At 72.1% G+C, this 13,564-nt stretch carries 10 protein-coding genes; 3 read left to right on the forward strand and 7 right to left on the reverse strand.

Features of this window, described 5'->3' with window-relative positions; all coding sequences use genetic code 11:
• The first annotated feature begins 424 nt into the window (after nucleotides 1-424).
• A complete protein-coding gene (locus tag ACFYUV_RS10860; protein ID WP_387667511.1) occupies nucleotides 425-1,465 on the forward strand; it encodes an AI-2E family transporter in 1,041 nt (346 codons plus the stop codon).
• Here ACFYUV_RS10860 and ACFYUV_RS10865 read toward each other — a convergent pair.
• The 4 genes from ACFYUV_RS10865 to ACFYUV_RS10880 form a co-directional block, all read right to left on the reverse strand.
• Nucleotides 1,442-2,164, reverse strand: a complete 723-nt coding sequence (locus ACFYUV_RS10865) for a DUF6597 domain-containing transcriptional factor (protein ID WP_387667514.1) — start codon at nucleotides 2,162-2,164, stop codon at nucleotides 1,442-1,444. The genes ACFYUV_RS10860 and ACFYUV_RS10865 overlap by 24 nt on opposite strands.
• 36 nt (nucleotides 2,165-2,200) lie before the next feature.
• Nucleotides 2,201-3,055, reverse strand: coding sequence for a hypothetical protein (locus tag ACFYUV_RS10870; protein WP_387667516.1), 855 nt, complete (start codon nucleotides 3,053-3,055; stop codon nucleotides 2,201-2,203).
• Between the two features lie 110 nt (nucleotides 3,056-3,165).
• Nucleotides 3,166-4,941 carry a hypothetical protein gene (locus tag ACFYUV_RS10875; RefSeq protein ID WP_387667518.1) on the reverse strand — a complete coding sequence of 592 codons (1,776 nt, stop codon included), beginning with the start codon at nucleotides 4,939-4,941 and terminating at the stop codon, nucleotides 3,166-3,168.
• Nucleotides 4,938-5,999, reverse strand: coding sequence for a MoxR family ATPase (locus tag ACFYUV_RS10880; protein ID WP_358283877.1), 1,062 nt, complete (start codon nucleotides 5,997-5,999; stop codon nucleotides 4,938-4,940). The genes ACFYUV_RS10875 and ACFYUV_RS10880 overlap by 4 nt, the downstream gene beginning before the upstream one ends.
• Nucleotides 6,000-6,375: 376 nt before the next feature.
• Between ACFYUV_RS10880 and erm the strand changes: the two genes are divergently transcribed.
• Nucleotides 6,376-7,062: a 23S ribosomal RNA methyltransferase Erm gene (gene erm / locus ACFYUV_RS10885; RefSeq protein WP_387669261.1), complete on the forward strand. Its 687-nt coding sequence runs from the start codon at nucleotides 6,376-6,378 to the stop codon at nucleotides 7,060-7,062.
• Here erm and ACFYUV_RS10890 read toward each other — a convergent pair.
• Nucleotides 7,048-8,391: a hypothetical protein gene (locus tag ACFYUV_RS10890; protein ID WP_387667521.1), complete on the reverse strand. Its 1,344-nt coding sequence runs from the start codon at nucleotides 8,389-8,391 to the stop codon at nucleotides 7,048-7,050. The two genes, erm and ACFYUV_RS10890, sit on opposite strands and share 15 nt — an antisense overlap.
• Before the next feature lie 117 nt (nucleotides 8,392-8,508).
• Here ACFYUV_RS10890 and ACFYUV_RS10895 point away from each other — a divergent pair, with 117 nt between their 5' ends.
• Complete coding sequence (locus ACFYUV_RS10895) at nucleotides 8,509-10,095, forward strand: molybdopterin-dependent oxidoreductase (RefSeq protein ID WP_387667523.1); 1,587 nt, start codon at nucleotides 8,509-8,511, stop codon at nucleotides 10,093-10,095.
• On the opposite strand, the gene ACFYUV_RS10900 is transcribed toward ACFYUV_RS10895, so the two are convergent.
• Nucleotides 10,082-11,908, reverse strand: coding sequence for a chitinase (locus ACFYUV_RS10900; RefSeq protein ID WP_387667526.1), 1,827 nt, complete (start codon nucleotides 11,906-11,908; stop codon nucleotides 10,082-10,084). The two genes, ACFYUV_RS10895 and ACFYUV_RS10900, sit on opposite strands and share 14 nt — an antisense overlap.
• Nucleotides 11,905-13,563, reverse strand: a complete 1,659-nt coding sequence (locus ACFYUV_RS10905) for a carbohydrate binding domain-containing protein (protein ID WP_387667528.1) — start codon at nucleotides 13,561-13,563, stop codon at nucleotides 11,905-11,907. Before ACFYUV_RS10905 ends, ACFYUV_RS10900 begins: the two co-directional genes overlap by 4 nt.
• Nucleotide 13,564: the final 1 nt, after the last annotated feature.

The following is a 13,564-nucleotide window of genomic DNA, read 5'->3' on the forward strand; positions in this document are numbered from 1 at the left end:
GCACTGGCTTTTAACACACTGTTGAGTTCTCAAGAAACGGACGCGTACTTCCTCACCAGAACCCGTTCCCGGATCCCCGCTCGGAGGCGTTCATTTCGTCTTGCGTTCTTTCGTTGTGTCTTAATTCTTTCAGCCGTTCAAGTCTCTGTCAAATTGACCGGACTTGCTCGACCTGCTGGAATTAAGTCGCGCCCCGCTTCCGGGACAACCCCTCTAACTTACTCCCAAGCCTGACTCTTGTCGAATCGACCTTCCGTTGGACGCGGACGTCCGCCGGAGTGGCAGTGTCTGGAGGTGGCCCCCGAGTGAGGTCGGCGATCAACGCCTTCCTCGTGGGACTGGTGAACTCTATGTACGGTCCCCAGAACCGTCAAATCGGCGACCCGCCACGCGTCGGGAAGACATGGTGGGTAGGTATTCCGGCGTGCGAGACCAATCCGTGCCGAGAGCACTCATCCTCCTGGTGGGCATCGCCGGCGCGGTGATCGCTCTGTTCGGGCTGCGCGAGATCAATTCCATCGTCGGGCCCGTCGTGCTGGCGCTCGTGCTGGTCATCGCCGTGGCGCCGGTGCGCAGTTGGCTGACGGCGCGGCGGGCGCCCATATGGGTGCAGGTGGCGGTGCCGTTCCTGATCGTGGTGCTGGTGCTGCTCGGCATGGTGGGGATCCTGACGATCTCCGTCACCCAGCTCGCCTCGCTGCTGCCGACGTACGCCAAACAGTTCGAGGAGCTGCTGGCGGCGTCGCAACACTGGGCCGGCACCCACGGTCTGGGCAACGACGTGCTGGCCAAGGCGGTGCAGGCGATCGATCCCGGCCGGATGCTGGGGCTGGCGCAGAGCCTGCTCGGGAGCCTGATCGGCGTGTTGTCGAGCCTGTTCCTGATCGTGGTGCTGTTGCTGGCGATGTGCCTCGACGCGCCGGTGACGGCGCGGATCCTCACCACCGGCGAGGGGAACCGGCCGCAGCTGGTGACGGCGCTGGCGACGTTCGCGCACAAGACGCGGCGGTACCTCATCGTCTCGACGGTCTTCGGGCTGATCGACGCGGTTCTCGACGTCATCGTGCTGTCGTTGCTGGACGTGCCGTTGCCGCTGTTGTGGGGGGTGCTGGCGTTGATCGCCAACTACATCCCGAACATCGGGTTCGTCATCGGGCTGCTGCCGCCCGCCCTGCTGGCGCTCCTGCACGGCGGCGTCAAGACGATGGTGCTGGTCGTCGTGGCCTACATCGTCATCAACGTGGTCACGCAGTCGTTCATCATGCCGAAGTTCCTGGGGGACGCGGTGGGGCTCTCGACCACGATGACGTTCCTGTCGCTGATCGTGTGGACGTTCATGCTGGGGCCGCTCGGCGCGATCCTGGCGATCCCGCTCAGCCTGCTGGCGCGGGCGGTGCTGATCGACAGCGACCCGAGCGCGAAGTGGGTGCAGGCGCTGGTGTCAGGGAAGATGCCGGACGGGTGAGAGCAGGCGGCCCAGCGGGACGCCGCTCAGCCGTTTCACGTCGTGGGACAGGTGGGCCTGGTCGGCGTAGCCGGCGCGGACCGCCGCCTCCGCCGCCGGCACGCCCGCGCGGGCCAGGGTGAGCGCGCGCTGGAAGCGGACGACGCGCTGGAGGGTCTTGGGCGAGTAGCCGAAGGAGGCGAGGCTGCGGCGGTGGAGCTGGCGTTCGCTGAGGCCGATGGCCCAGGCGACGTCGCGCACGCTGCGGCCCATGCGCAGCGCCCCGGCGATGGCGGGCGCGGCCGGGTCGGGGGCGGGGGTTTCGCGCAGGCGGGTCAGGACGGCGGCGCGCATGGCCGCGAGCCGCGCCGCCGGGTCGGGCGCGGGGGCCGCGTCGGACAGCAGCGGGGACGCGACGGGGAGGGGGGGCAGGGCGGCGAGCGGGACGCGGCGGTCGCGCAGCTCGCGGACCGGGACGCCGAAGACGGCCCCAGCCGCGCCGGGCTTGAAGCGGATGCCGACGTAGGCGTCGCCCGCCGCCATCGGGGTGGGCACCGGGCCGGTGTCGGGGCCGGCCACGAAGAGGCCGCCGGGCCCCCAGACGAGGTCGAGACAGGCGTCGGGCACCACGAGCTGCGTGGTGTCGCCCTCGCTGACCTGCTGCCACACGCAGGCGACACGGCTGGAGAGAGCGTCGCCCGGGTGCCGTTCCGCGTACATGCCTCCAACGTACGCGACCCCGCCGACAGAATCCGTTCAGGCGGGCAGGCGGCCGTACGCGCGCAGGGTCCGCAGGCGTGCCACGGTCAGGTAGCCCGCCCATTCGTGGGCGACCAACGGGGTCCAGGTGTTCCAGTTCGGGTGCCAGCCGCCTTCCGGGGACTGGGCGGCGGCCATGGCGTCCAGGTGGGGGTCGAGGGTGGCGGCGTCGAAGAGGGGCAGGGCCGACGGTGTGGGCGCGAAGTCGAGGGGGTGGTGGACCGCGCCTTCGGCGTGCGGGTCGAAGGTGACCGTGGCCAGGACGGCCTCGCGCAGCCGGTCGAACTCGGCGGCCGCGCGCTCCCGGTCGGGGACGTGTTCGAGGAACACGAGCAGGGCGCGGGCCTCGTACGGAGTGGTCCGCGTGAGCCGGGCGATGCGCGACCAGCAGAAGTCGGTGGCGGGCCCGAGCCAGGGGTGGGTGACGCCGTGCTTGTGCAGCAGCCCGGCGAGCGCGGCGGTGGGGTTGAGGTCGCCGGGCGGGTCGTCCGGGGCCTGCCACCAGGGCGCGCGCGGCGTGTCGCGGACGGACGGCAGCACGAACGGCACCCCGCCCCCGGCGGCCGTGATGCCCGCCAGGTAGTCGCAGGCGGCGGCGACCATCGGCGAGTCGAAGGCGTCGAGCTCGTCGAGGATCCAGAAGGCGACCTCGACCGGTTGCGGCTGGCTGCCGGCGCCGCGCAGGTCGGGCTCCAGGGCGTTGCCGAAGCCGCCGTCGGCGTTCTGGTAGCAGCGCAGGGCGTCGAGGACGCGGGCGCGGGAGCCGCCCGCGAACAGGGCCTCGAATCTCAGTCTGTCGATGAGCCTGCCGTGGAGTCGCAGGAACTGTGCCGCTCGGTCGAGTGTGTCCATGTCCGCTTGCATGTCCGCTTCCGTGTCCGCTTCCGTGGAGAGAGCCGTGTCCTGCGACGGTACCGGCGGGGGCGCGGACGGGTCTTGTCGGAATCGGACGCGTCGGCGGGTCACTTCATGAAGAAGACCGGGCCGCGCGGCCGGAAGGGCAGCGGCGCGCCCTGGGGCACCAGGAAGGCGTGCTCGCGGCGGATGCGCAGCACGTCGCACTGCCCGTCGGTGATCAGCAGGATGGGGCCGTCGGGCGGGAAGTCGTCGGCGCGTTCGAGCAGCTTGACGCCGGGCTGGAGGATCGTGCCGCCGCGGCCGCGCACCCTGACCCGGCCGGCGATCTCCTCGACCGGCAGGTAGCCGGCGTCGTAGGCGGTGGCGTCGCAGAAGACGACCCTGGCCCGGGGCACGTCGCGGGCGGCGGCGTAGGAGGCGATGGCGCCGAGTGCCTTGCCGAGCAGCTTGACGTCCATGGAGCCGGAGGTGTCGAGGACGACGCCGAACGTCTTCCTGCGGACGACCTCCTCGGGCCGTATCCGGCCGGGACGGGGGATGCCGGGGCTGGCGGCCTGGCGGCGGGAGGCGCGGGCGTACGAGCGGCGCGACTCCTCGGGCCGGAAGTGCTCGTCGAACCAGCGGGCGAGCTGGGCGTCCCAGGGCAGGGGCGGCTGTTCGAGCGCGCGGATCTCCTGTTCGAGCCCGGCGGGCAGCAGGCCGCGTCCGCTGGAGTGGTGGTAGGCCAGGCCGGTGCACAGGGCGTTGCGGTAGTAGTCGTCGAGGTCGACGTAGCCGCGGGCCTGGCGTGCCGGGCGGTCGAGAACGTCGCCCATGCCCCGGCCGCGCAGGGTGGCCAGCTTGCGCATGCGTCGCAGGTCGCCGGCGATCTGGTCGTAGACGGCCTCGGCGGACAGCCCGCTGAGCGACTGGTCGAACAGCAGCCCTTCGGGCATCTCGCCGACGCCCATCTCGACCAGCCAGCCGTTGATCACGTAGTCGCAGGCGACGTTCCACAGGTACGGGTCGCGCATGCCGGCTCGTTCGCCGTGCCGCAGGGCGGCGTGCAGCATCTCGTGGGCGAGCACGAAACGCCATTCGTGCTCGGTGTGCGTGGCCAGCGGGTTGACGTAGATCTCGGCCGCCTCGGCGCTGACGGCGGCGATCGAGATGTCCCAGGCCCTGGCCAGCTCGGCGTCCGCGACGATCTTCATGCCCGCGGCCAGCGCGCCGAGCAGCGGGTACGACGACATGAACCAGCGCAGGGCGCCGTCCCAGGGGCCCTTGACGTGGCCTTCGGCGGGGGTGCGCGGCGCGCCGGCCCGGTCGAGCGCGGACGTGGCGGACCAGGCTACGCCGATCGCGAAGCCGCGCTGGAAGTCGAAGTGTGCGGCGTCCTGCTCGGTGCCGATGTGGAAGTCGGCCGGGCCGAGCGGCTGGAACGGGGGCGGGACGCCGGTCCTGCGCCACCGTTCGGAGAGCGTCACCTCGTCCTCCTCGGGCAGCTCGGCGGGCAGCGGCGCGGGGCAGTGTCCGATCTTGACGGTGCGCAGGAAACGGTCGACCGCCAGGCAGCAGGCCGCGTGGTAGGCGGGGTCGGGCAGGTCGCCGTCGACGTCCTTGGGGGCGCAGGCGCGCGGGTCGGCGTGGCCGAAGCCCAGGTGGAGCAGCAGGTGGGCGAAGACCCATGCCCACTCCTCGGCGGGGGCGCGGCGCTTGGGGTGGAAGGTGACGTCGCCGTCCTGGCTGACGACGGCCCACGTCTCGGGCGGCAGCCGGCCGTCGGCCGCCTCCAGCAGGGTGCCGTGCAGGCCGGCGAACAGCGGGTGGCGGTTGACGGCGGCCCAGCCGTTCATGACCTCGGCCCGCCAGGGGTCGGCCTTGGGCTTGCGGCGGCTCACGAGCGGGCCGCCATGAGCCGGGGCACGTCCCTGCCGATCTCGACGAGGAACCAGGTGGGCAGCGCGGGCGCGCCGTCGGCGTCGTTGGCGATGACGAGCTGGGCGCATTCGAGGGAGATCTCGGCCAGCTCGACGAGCAGTGTCTTGGCGCGGAAGCCGAGGTCGCGGCCGCGGGCCGAGGCGCCGCGCTTGTCGGCGGGCAGCTCCTTGATCAGGCGGGCGCGGAAGGTCTCGGCCAGGAAGTAGAGCAGGTCGCGCTCCTCGGGGCGGCGCGGCCAGGGCGCCTCGCCCTTGAGCACGGCGTCGAGGTCGTAGGCGTGCCGGACGGTCCTGACGTAGGCGCGGAAGGCGGAGGCGTGGGCGGTGGTGAGGGTGCCGAAGGCGAGCATCGCGAGGGTCTCGTCGCCGACGTCGTCACCGTAGGACGTGAGCACGTCGGAGAGCATGTGCCAGGCGCGCGGGGAGGAGAACGGCTCCTCGGTCTTGGGCGGCGGGCTCCACAGGTGGTCGGGGCGCTGGACGAGGTAGTCGACGATCCAGGGGTGGATGCCGCTGGACGCCGCCCACTTCAGCCAGTCGTCGGCCGAGGCGCGCAGGTGCACGTGGACCAGGCGGTTGATCAGGGCCGAGGCCATCGGGCGGGCCAGCGCGTTGTCGGTGGCCCGGTTGCCGGCGCCGATCACGACCGAGCCGGCGGGCAGCTCGTACGTGCCGATGCGGCGGTCGAGGATCAGCGAGTAGAACGCCTTCTGCACCTCGGGCGCGGAGGCGTTGAGCTCGTCGAGGAACAGGCAGTAGGGCTCGTCGCGGGCGATGGACTCCGGCGGCGCGAACCGGCTGCGCCCGCCGACCAGCTCGGGCACGCCGATCAGGTCCTCGGGGGCGAGCTGGGTGCCGAGCAGGGTCACGCAGTCGAGGCCGAGTGAGCCGGCGAACTCGCGCACCAGCGAGCTCTTGCCGATGCCGGGCGCGCCCCACAGGAAGACCGGGCGGACCACGGCGACGTGCAGCAGCACCTCCGGAAGCTGCGCCGGAGTGACGGTGACCGTTGCCTGCATGCGTCCAAGGGTGACGAACCGGGCGTGCCCGCGCATCACATTTAATCGTTTGCCCTGGTGGCGCCGCCCGGCCTACTGTCGGCGCCATGTGTTCCATGTTCTGCACCGTGTTCATCCGCATCCGCCGCGGCCGGGCTCTGGCCCGCTAGCGGACGGCTGACACCGCGCGTCCGCCGGCGCGCCCAGGGCCCTTCGAGACCTGTTCGTCTCAAGGACCCGAAAGGGCAGTGCTGTGGCGCAGAACTTCGCGCACGGAAACTATTCACACACCCAGAAGAACGTCAGGAACGGCGGCGGCGGCGGTCGCACGCCCGCCGACCGGCTCAGGCGTGAGCTCTCGCAGAACTTCCTGGCCGACCGGCATGCCGTGGAGCTGATGATCAAGGCGGCGGCGCCGGAGGGGCTGGTGCTCGAACCCGGCTCCGGGCCGGGGGCGCTCACGCTGGCGCTGGCCGAGGCCGGTGCGCGGGTGATCGGCTACGAGCTCGATCCCCGGCTCGCCGGGCGGCTGGCCTCGCGTACGCGCGACGATCCGCGGATCGAGGTGGTCAGGGCTGACTTCACGGCCGCGCGGGCGCCGCGTGAGCCGTTCGCGGTCGTGGGCAACATCCCGTACTCGATCACGTCGAGGATCGTCGACTGGTGCCTGCGGGCGCGGGAGCTGACCTCGGCGACGCTGCTCACCCAGCGGGAGTACGCGCGCAAGCGCACCGGCGACTACGGCCGGTGGAGCCTGGTCACGGTGTCGTCGTGGCCGTGGTTCGACTGGCGGCTCGGCGACACGATCGGCAGGGAGAGCTTCCGTCCCGTGCCGTCGGTCGACTCGGCGATCCTGCGCGTGCGACGGCGGCCCGAACCGCTGGTGAGCGACCGCGGGAGCTACCTGGAGCTGGTCGAGCTGGGCTTCGGCGGGGTCGGCGGCTCGGTGCGCGCCTCCCTGCGCCCGCGCTACCAGGGGGTGGACGCGGCGCTCGGCGAGGCGGGCGTGCCCCGCGACGCCGTCGTGGGGCACGTGCACCCGGACCAGTGGGTGAGCCTGTGGCGACGGCTAGAGCGCCGTTGAGGCGACCTTCGGCGGGACGGCGGCGACTCTGTCCTGGGCCGTCGACACGCGACGGGCCCAGGGCATCGCCAGCAGCAGCACCGGCAGCAGCACGATGGAGGCCCGTGACCAGTCGCGGTGGAGGTACCACCAGTCGTTGACGCTGAACTGCGTCATGTACAGGTAGCCGAAGGCGGCCCAGAAGGAGGTGCCGATGATGGCCGGCCAGGCCCACCTGGTCGGCCTGGCCACCAGGAACGGCATGAACCACAGCAGGTACTGGGCGCCGAGGCGGGGCGTCATGACCATGAAGATCAGCAGGATGGCCGTGGTCAGGTCGATCGGGTCGGCCCGCCGCCACAGCAGCAGGACGCCGACGACGCTGACGTAGATGAGCTTCGTGCCGAACGAGGCCAGCCCCGGCATCAGGGCCCAGTCACCGCCGGTGAACCACGGGGTGTAACCCCATTCGCCGACGATCGGACGGATGTCCTGGATAGTACGGATGACGGCCGGGATCTCGTCGAGCGTGGTGCCCGCGAAGATCGGCGAGGTGAGCAGGAAGAACACCGGGACGATGCCGGTCATGACGAGCGCGGCGATCCTGGCCCGCAGGTGGGGCAGGAGCAGCAGCATGCCGGGGATCAGCCAGATCGGCCAGCTCTTGGCGCACAGCGCGAGGCCCATGAGCAGCCCGGCCAGCATGGCGCGCCGCAGGTCGGCGCGGTCGTCGGAGCCGGGCATGAGGGCGCGGCGCAGCATGGCGACAGGGCGGCGCACCGCGGCGGCGAGGCCGGCGGCGTCGATGGCCACGCCGGGACGGTCGGGTGCGCCGGGCCCTCGGGCCACCACGAACGCGGCCACGCCGAACACGAGCGCGACCGGCTCGACCTGGCCGTGGACGCTGGCGATGAGCACGGCCAGCGGGTTGAACGCGTACTGGAGGGCGCGCAGGGACGCCTTGGGGCCGCCGGCCAGCTTGCCGACCAGCGGGATCAGCACGATGTCGGCGACGACGGTGACCAGGCGGCCGGCGTACTCCCACGGGATGCCGAGCCACAGCAGGATGCCGTAGACGTAGGGGATGGTCGGCAGGAAGTGCCAGCCGCCCTCGCTGGCCAGCACCGGGTCCTTGCCCTGCAGCACCGCCTCGCCGGCGGGCTTGAAGCTCTCCATGAAGTCGACGGGTTGCCATGAGTCGATCGCGGAGGTGTACATGATCAGCACGCGGACGGCGATGCCGACGAGCACGGCGACGTAGAGGGGCGGACGCCAGTCGCGCCACTGCGCGACGAGGGCGAGGACGACACCGGTGACGAGGACGACCCCCGTGAGAACTGCGTAATCCATGGCGGCCCCTAGCCTGCCGTAACAATCTGAGTGCCGCCACCTGGGCTTCCAATTCTTATCCCCGACATGCGGACACGTAACGCGATAGAACATGACTGTCTGTGTTGAACTTTTTCCATGGGGGGATCGCAGGTCAACCAGGCACTGGTCAGGCTCTATTTCGAGGTGAGGGACGGGGTCCGTGACCCGGTCGCGGCCTGGGCGAAACTCACAGGCAACTCTCAGGTCTACCAGGCGCGGCGCGGGGAGCGGCGCGTCCCGCTGGACGACGCCACGGCGGCCGAGCTGGCGGCGGCGGCGATCGTGCACACGGCGTCGGAGCACGGCGCGGACCGGGTGGCGGCGCTGGCGACGTCGCCGCTGGCGGGCGTGGTGGACGGGCTGGGCGGCGCGCTGCTGACCGAGCATCCGTGCGCGTCGGAGCAGGTGCTCGGGCCGCGGTTCACGGGGCCGGGGGCCGAGGACTGGGCGCGGGCGGCGTACGTGCTGCTGTGGGGGGAGAACAACCGGCTGGCCCGGACGGCGGACACGCCCTGGGTGATCGCCGGGCGGTACAAGGGCCAGAAGGTGGTGGCGATCGGCACCCATCCGACCCGATTGTCGGACGAGACGCTGGTCGTGCGGCCGGGCACGGACGGCGCGCTGGCGATGGCGATGGGGCACGTCCTGCTGAAGGAGTTCTTCCTGGACCGGCCGCCGTTCGCCGCGCACGCGATGGAGCGGACCGACCTGCCGTTCCTGGTGCGGCTGCGCGAGCGCGAGGACGCGTACGTGCCGGGCGGGCTGCTCGGCCGGGCCTGCGACCGGCTCAGCGTGTACGGCGGCGAGGCGGTGCAGGTGCTGCTGCCGCGCTTCGACTTCGGGCCGGGCGTGCTGCGGCGCGGCGTGCCGGTCGTCAGGGACGGCGGCGAGCTGGTGACCACGGTGTTCGACCTGCTGCTGGCCGCCTACGGCGTGGCCCGGGACGGGCTGCCGGGGGTGTGGCCGCAGGGGTACGGGGACCGGGAGCCGTACACGCCGGGCTGGCAGGAGATCTACACCGGGGTGGCCGCCTCGCGGACCGTGAAGACGGCGCGGGAGCTGGGCGTGACGGCGGAGAAGACCGGCGGGCGGTGCATGATCGTGCCGGGCCGGCTGGAGACGCCGCACGCCGACACCGCCTACCGGGCGATGCTGGCGCTGCTGGTGCTGACCGGGTGCGGCAGCGGGTGGGCGCAGCCGGCGGGCGGCGCGGGGATCCCGCTGGTGCCGTACCTGTGCCTGCACGCCTGCGGCGAGGACCGCGCCGACGTGGGCGCGCTGAGCTGGGCCCTGTGCGAGGGCCTGTTCGCGCGCCGCACGTCGCGGTCGGTGCTGCTGGAGGCGGTGCGCGACGGGTGGCCGATGGCTCCCTCGCCGCGCGTGCTGGCCATCCCCCGGCCGATCTACCCGCTGCCGCCGGAGGTCGACCTGCTCATCGGCCCCGACGAGCAGTGCGACCTGGCGCCGCCGGACGCGGGCCTGGTGGCCGAGGCGGTGGCCCGGCTGGCCGGGCGGACGTCCCGGGCGGACCCGGACGGCACGCCGGCGGACGGGTGCATGCGCCTGATGGTCGACCACGCCTGGATGCACGAGTACGGCGAGGCGCTGCCGACCTACCGTCCGCCGGGGTTGGGGGTGCCGCTCAAGCCCACCCAGCTCGTCCGGCCGTTCACAGGCCGTTGAGGTAGGCCCGGTGGCTCCTTGAGAACTCGAAGGCGTTGTACCTGTCCCAGTTGATCGACCAGGTCATCAGGCCGCGCAGGTTCGGGTAGACGCCGCGCGGCTTGTAGGTCCCGCAGTTGCTGCCCTTGGCCAGGCAGTCGAACGCCTTCTGGACCTCGGCGACGGTGGTGAACCCGTTGCCCGCGTTGGGCGAGGCGGGCAGTCCGATGGCCACCTGGTCCTGGCGCAGCGGCGGGAACACGTTGTTCGGGTTGCCCATGATCGGGAAGCCGGCCAGCAGCATGTCCGTCATGGCGACGTGGAAGTCGTGGCCGCCCATCGTGTGGTACTGGTTGTCCAGGCCGGTGATCGGGCCGGAGTTGTAGTCCTGCACGTGCAGCAGGGTCAGGTCGTCGCGTAGGGCGTGGATGACCGGCAGGTAGGAGGCGGCCCTGCTGTCGGCCGAGCCGTTCGGGCCGGGGCCGTAGAACTGGTAGCCGAGCTGCACGAAGAACGTCTCGGGCGCCATGGTGAGCACGAACTTGGCGCCGTAGCGGCTCTTGAGCGCGCGCAGCGCGGAGATCAGGTTGACGACGACGGGCGTGGTGGGGTTGGCCAGGTTCGTGTCGCCCTGGTTGAGGTAGAGGGAATGGCCCTCGAAGTCCACGTCGAGGCCGTCCAGGCCGTACCTGTCGATGATGGCCGCGACCGACTCGACGAACTTGTCCCTGGCGGCCGTGGTGGTGAGCTGCACCTGGCCGTTCTGGCCGCCGATGGAGATGAGCACCTTCTTGCCCTGGGCCTGCTTGGCCTTGATGGCGGCGACGAAGTCCGCCTCGGGTTCGACGTTCGGGCACTCGGCGGCCGGGCACTGGCGGAAGCGGATGTCGCCGGAGGTGACCGAGGTGGGCTCGCCGAAGGCGAGGTTGATGACGTCCCATTCGGCGGGCACGTCGGCCATGCGGATGTAGCCGGAGCCGTTGGCGAAGGAGGCGTGCAGGTAGCCGACCAGGACGCGCTTGGGCAGGCCGCCTCCCCCGCCGCCGCCGGCGGTCGTGGTGCCGGTGGCCTCGGCGGTGTAGGGCGAGCAGTTGCCGGCGGCGTCGCAGGCGCGGACCTTGAAGCGGTAGGAGGTGGAGGCGGCCAGGCCGGTGGCGGTGTGGCTGGTGGCGGTCACCGCGACCGGGGCGCCGCCGTCGCGGGAGACCTCGTACCGGTCCACGCCGACGTTGTCGGTGGCGGCCGACCAGGTGGCGGTGAGCGAGCTGCTCGTCGCGCCGCCCACGGTCAGGTTGCCGGGGACGGTGGGAGCCTGGGTGTCGCCGCCGCCTCCGCCGCCGGGCGCGCCGTCCAGGACGACGTCGTCGGCGAGGTAGGCGCTCTGGCCGTACCAGGAGTTGAGATAGATGGTCACGGACGTGGTGGCGGCGCCGGTGGTGAACGTGGTGCGCAGCTGCGTCCAGGCCGAGCCGGGCGAGCCCCACGTCTGGGGGTCGGTGCCGCCGGTGCCGGTCGCGCCGAGGAAGACGTAGCCGCCCTGCACCCAGGCCGACAGCGTGTACGACGACGACGGCTGCACCTTGATCTGCTGCTGGCAGCGGGCGAGGTCGGCCCCCGCCGGGGTGGCCTTGAGCGCTTTCGTCCCGCCGTGGACGGGCGAGGTGACGGCCGCGGCCCCGGCGGAGGCGCTGCAGGTCCAGCCGGTCAGCCCGTCCTCGAAGCCGGGGTTGACGGCGATGTTGGCCGCCAGGGCGGGGGTGGCGGTCAGGCCCGCCGTGCCGAGGGCGAGCGCGACCGCCGCGACGGCGGTGCGCCACCTGAAGATGCCGCTCATCCGGTGAACCCCTTGAAGATGTTCGTGAACTCGTAGCTGGACTGGGAGATCCCGCTGCAGGTCGGGGAGACCTGGCCGTTGGGGCAGCCGCCGTTGTCGCGGGCGGCCGACCAGAAGCCGACGAATCCGATGTGGTTGCTGTTGGCCCAGGTCAGGAGCTTGCGGGCGTCGGCCTGGGTGGTGGTCATGCCGGTGTCGTTCTTGCCGATCATGGGGGTGACGCCGAGCGCGCGCCTGAGCTGGGCGTCGCTCCTGGCCGGCCAGACGCCCTTCATCTGGCCGAGCGTGGCCTGGGCGGCGGCGGTCATCGCGTCGCCCCAGTTGCCGGTGTAGCCGAAGTTCATCAGCATCGGGTTGACGATCACGTCGAGGCCCTTGGCGGCGGCGTCCTGGAGGATCTGCAGCGAGAACGGGTCCACGCCGTAGTCCTGGCCCTGCACGCGCAGCGTGTAGCTGATCACCGTGCCGCGCTCGGCCTGGAGCTGCTTGAGCGCGGTGTTCACCTTGTTCGCGTCGATGCTCGCCTCGACGTCGACGTCCAGGTGGTTGGTGCCGACGGTGTCGAGCACCTTCTTGTAGGCGGCCAGCAGCGCCGCCGAGGTGCCGCAGGCGTGCTCCAGGTACGGTCCGACCGCGCCGCCGCTGGCCACGACCACCTGGCCGCCCTGGGCCTGGAGGGCCTTGACGTCGTTGACGATCCGGGTGTCGGCGAGCGGGATCGTGCCGCCCCAGGCCGGGTTGCAGCCGCTGCTGTCGCCGAGGACGAAGGCCAGCGTGTAGTTCTTCACGCCGGTCGCGTTGGCCGCGCCCACCAGGGACGGGCTGGTCATCGTGATGTCGATGTAGGGGGCGTACCGGATGTCGCCGGCGGGCGGGACGGTGTCCTTGGTGGTGCGGCCGCTGACCGGGGGCGAGTAGGCCGAGCAGTTGCCGGCGGCGTCGCAGGCCCGCACGCGGAAGGCGTAGGAGGTGTCGGGGGTGAGGCCGGTCGCGGTGTGGCTGGTCGTGGGGACGGCGACGGGGGCGGCGTCGTCCCTGGAGACCTCGTAGCGGGCCACCGAGCCGGAGTCGTCGGTGGAGGGCGACCAGGTCACCGTCAGGGAGGTGCCGGTGGGGCCGCCGACGGCCACGCCGCCGGGGACGGTCGGCGCCTGCGTGTCGGGCGGGCCGCCGGGGCCGTCGAGGACGACGTCGTCGGCGGTGTAGGCGCTCTGGCCGTACCAGCCGCTGACGTACACGGTCACGGAGGTGGTGCCCGCTCCGGTGGTGAAGGAGGTCCTGAGCTGGCCCCACTGGTTGCCGGGGGCGCCCCACGTGCTGGCGTTGACGCCGGCGCCGGTCGCGCCGAGGAAGACGTAGGAGCCCTGGGCCCAGGCCGAGAGCTGGTAGGCGGTGCCGGGCTTGACCGTGACGGTCTGCTGGCAGCGGGCGAGGTCGGAGCCCTGCGGGGTGGCCTGGAGCGCCTGCGTGCCGCCGTGCGCGGGGGTGGTGACGGCCTGCGCGCCGGCCGGGCAGGTCCAGCCGCTCAGGCCGGACTCGAAGCCGGGGTTGGACAGGATGTTCGCGGCGGCGGCCGGGGTGGCGTGCAGGACGGTGAGTCCCAGTGCGGCCAGGGCCGTGGCCGCCAGTCCGCGCAGTCTCGTGCGGGGTCTCATG

Origin of the sequence: Nonomuraea sp. NPDC003560 (assembly GCF_042878785.1) — a bacterium.
GTDB lineage: Bacteria > Actinomycetota > Actinomycetes > Streptosporangiales > Streptosporangiaceae > Nonomuraea.

What these genes read in the sequence shown, in the direction of transcription:
- ACFYUV_RS10865 (WP_387667514.1), bottom strand. Translation starts at nt 2,164, where the DNA reads ATGTACGCGGAACGGCACCCGGGCGACGCTCTCTCCAGCCGTGTCGCC.
- ACFYUV_RS10905 (WP_387667528.1), bottom strand. Translation starts at nt 13,563, where the DNA reads ATGAGACCCCGCACGAGACTGCGCGGACTGGCGGCCACGGCCCTGGCC.
- ACFYUV_RS10895 (WP_387667523.1), top strand. Translation starts at nt 8,509, where the DNA reads ATGGGGGGATCGCAGGTCAACCAGGCACTGGTCAGGCTCTATTTCGAG.
- ACFYUV_RS10890 (WP_387667521.1), bottom strand. Translation starts at nt 8,391, where the DNA reads ATGGATTACGCAGTTCTCACGGGGGTCGTCCTCGTCACCGGTGTCGTC.
- ACFYUV_RS10900 (WP_387667526.1), bottom strand. Translation starts at nt 11,908, where the DNA reads ATGAGCGGCATCTTCAGGTGGCGCACCGCCGTCGCGGCGGTCGCGCTC.
- erm (WP_387669261.1), top strand. Translation starts at nt 6,376, where the DNA reads ATGATCAAGGCGGCGGCGCCGGAGGGGCTGGTGCTCGAACCCGGCTCC.
- ACFYUV_RS10870 (WP_387667516.1), bottom strand. Translation starts at nt 3,055, where the DNA reads ATGGACACACTCGACCGAGCGGCACAGTTCCTGCGACTCCACGGCAGG.
- ACFYUV_RS10880 (WP_358283877.1), bottom strand. Translation starts at nt 5,999, where the DNA reads ATGCAGGCAACGGTCACCGTCACTCCGGCGCAGCTTCCGGAGGTGCTG.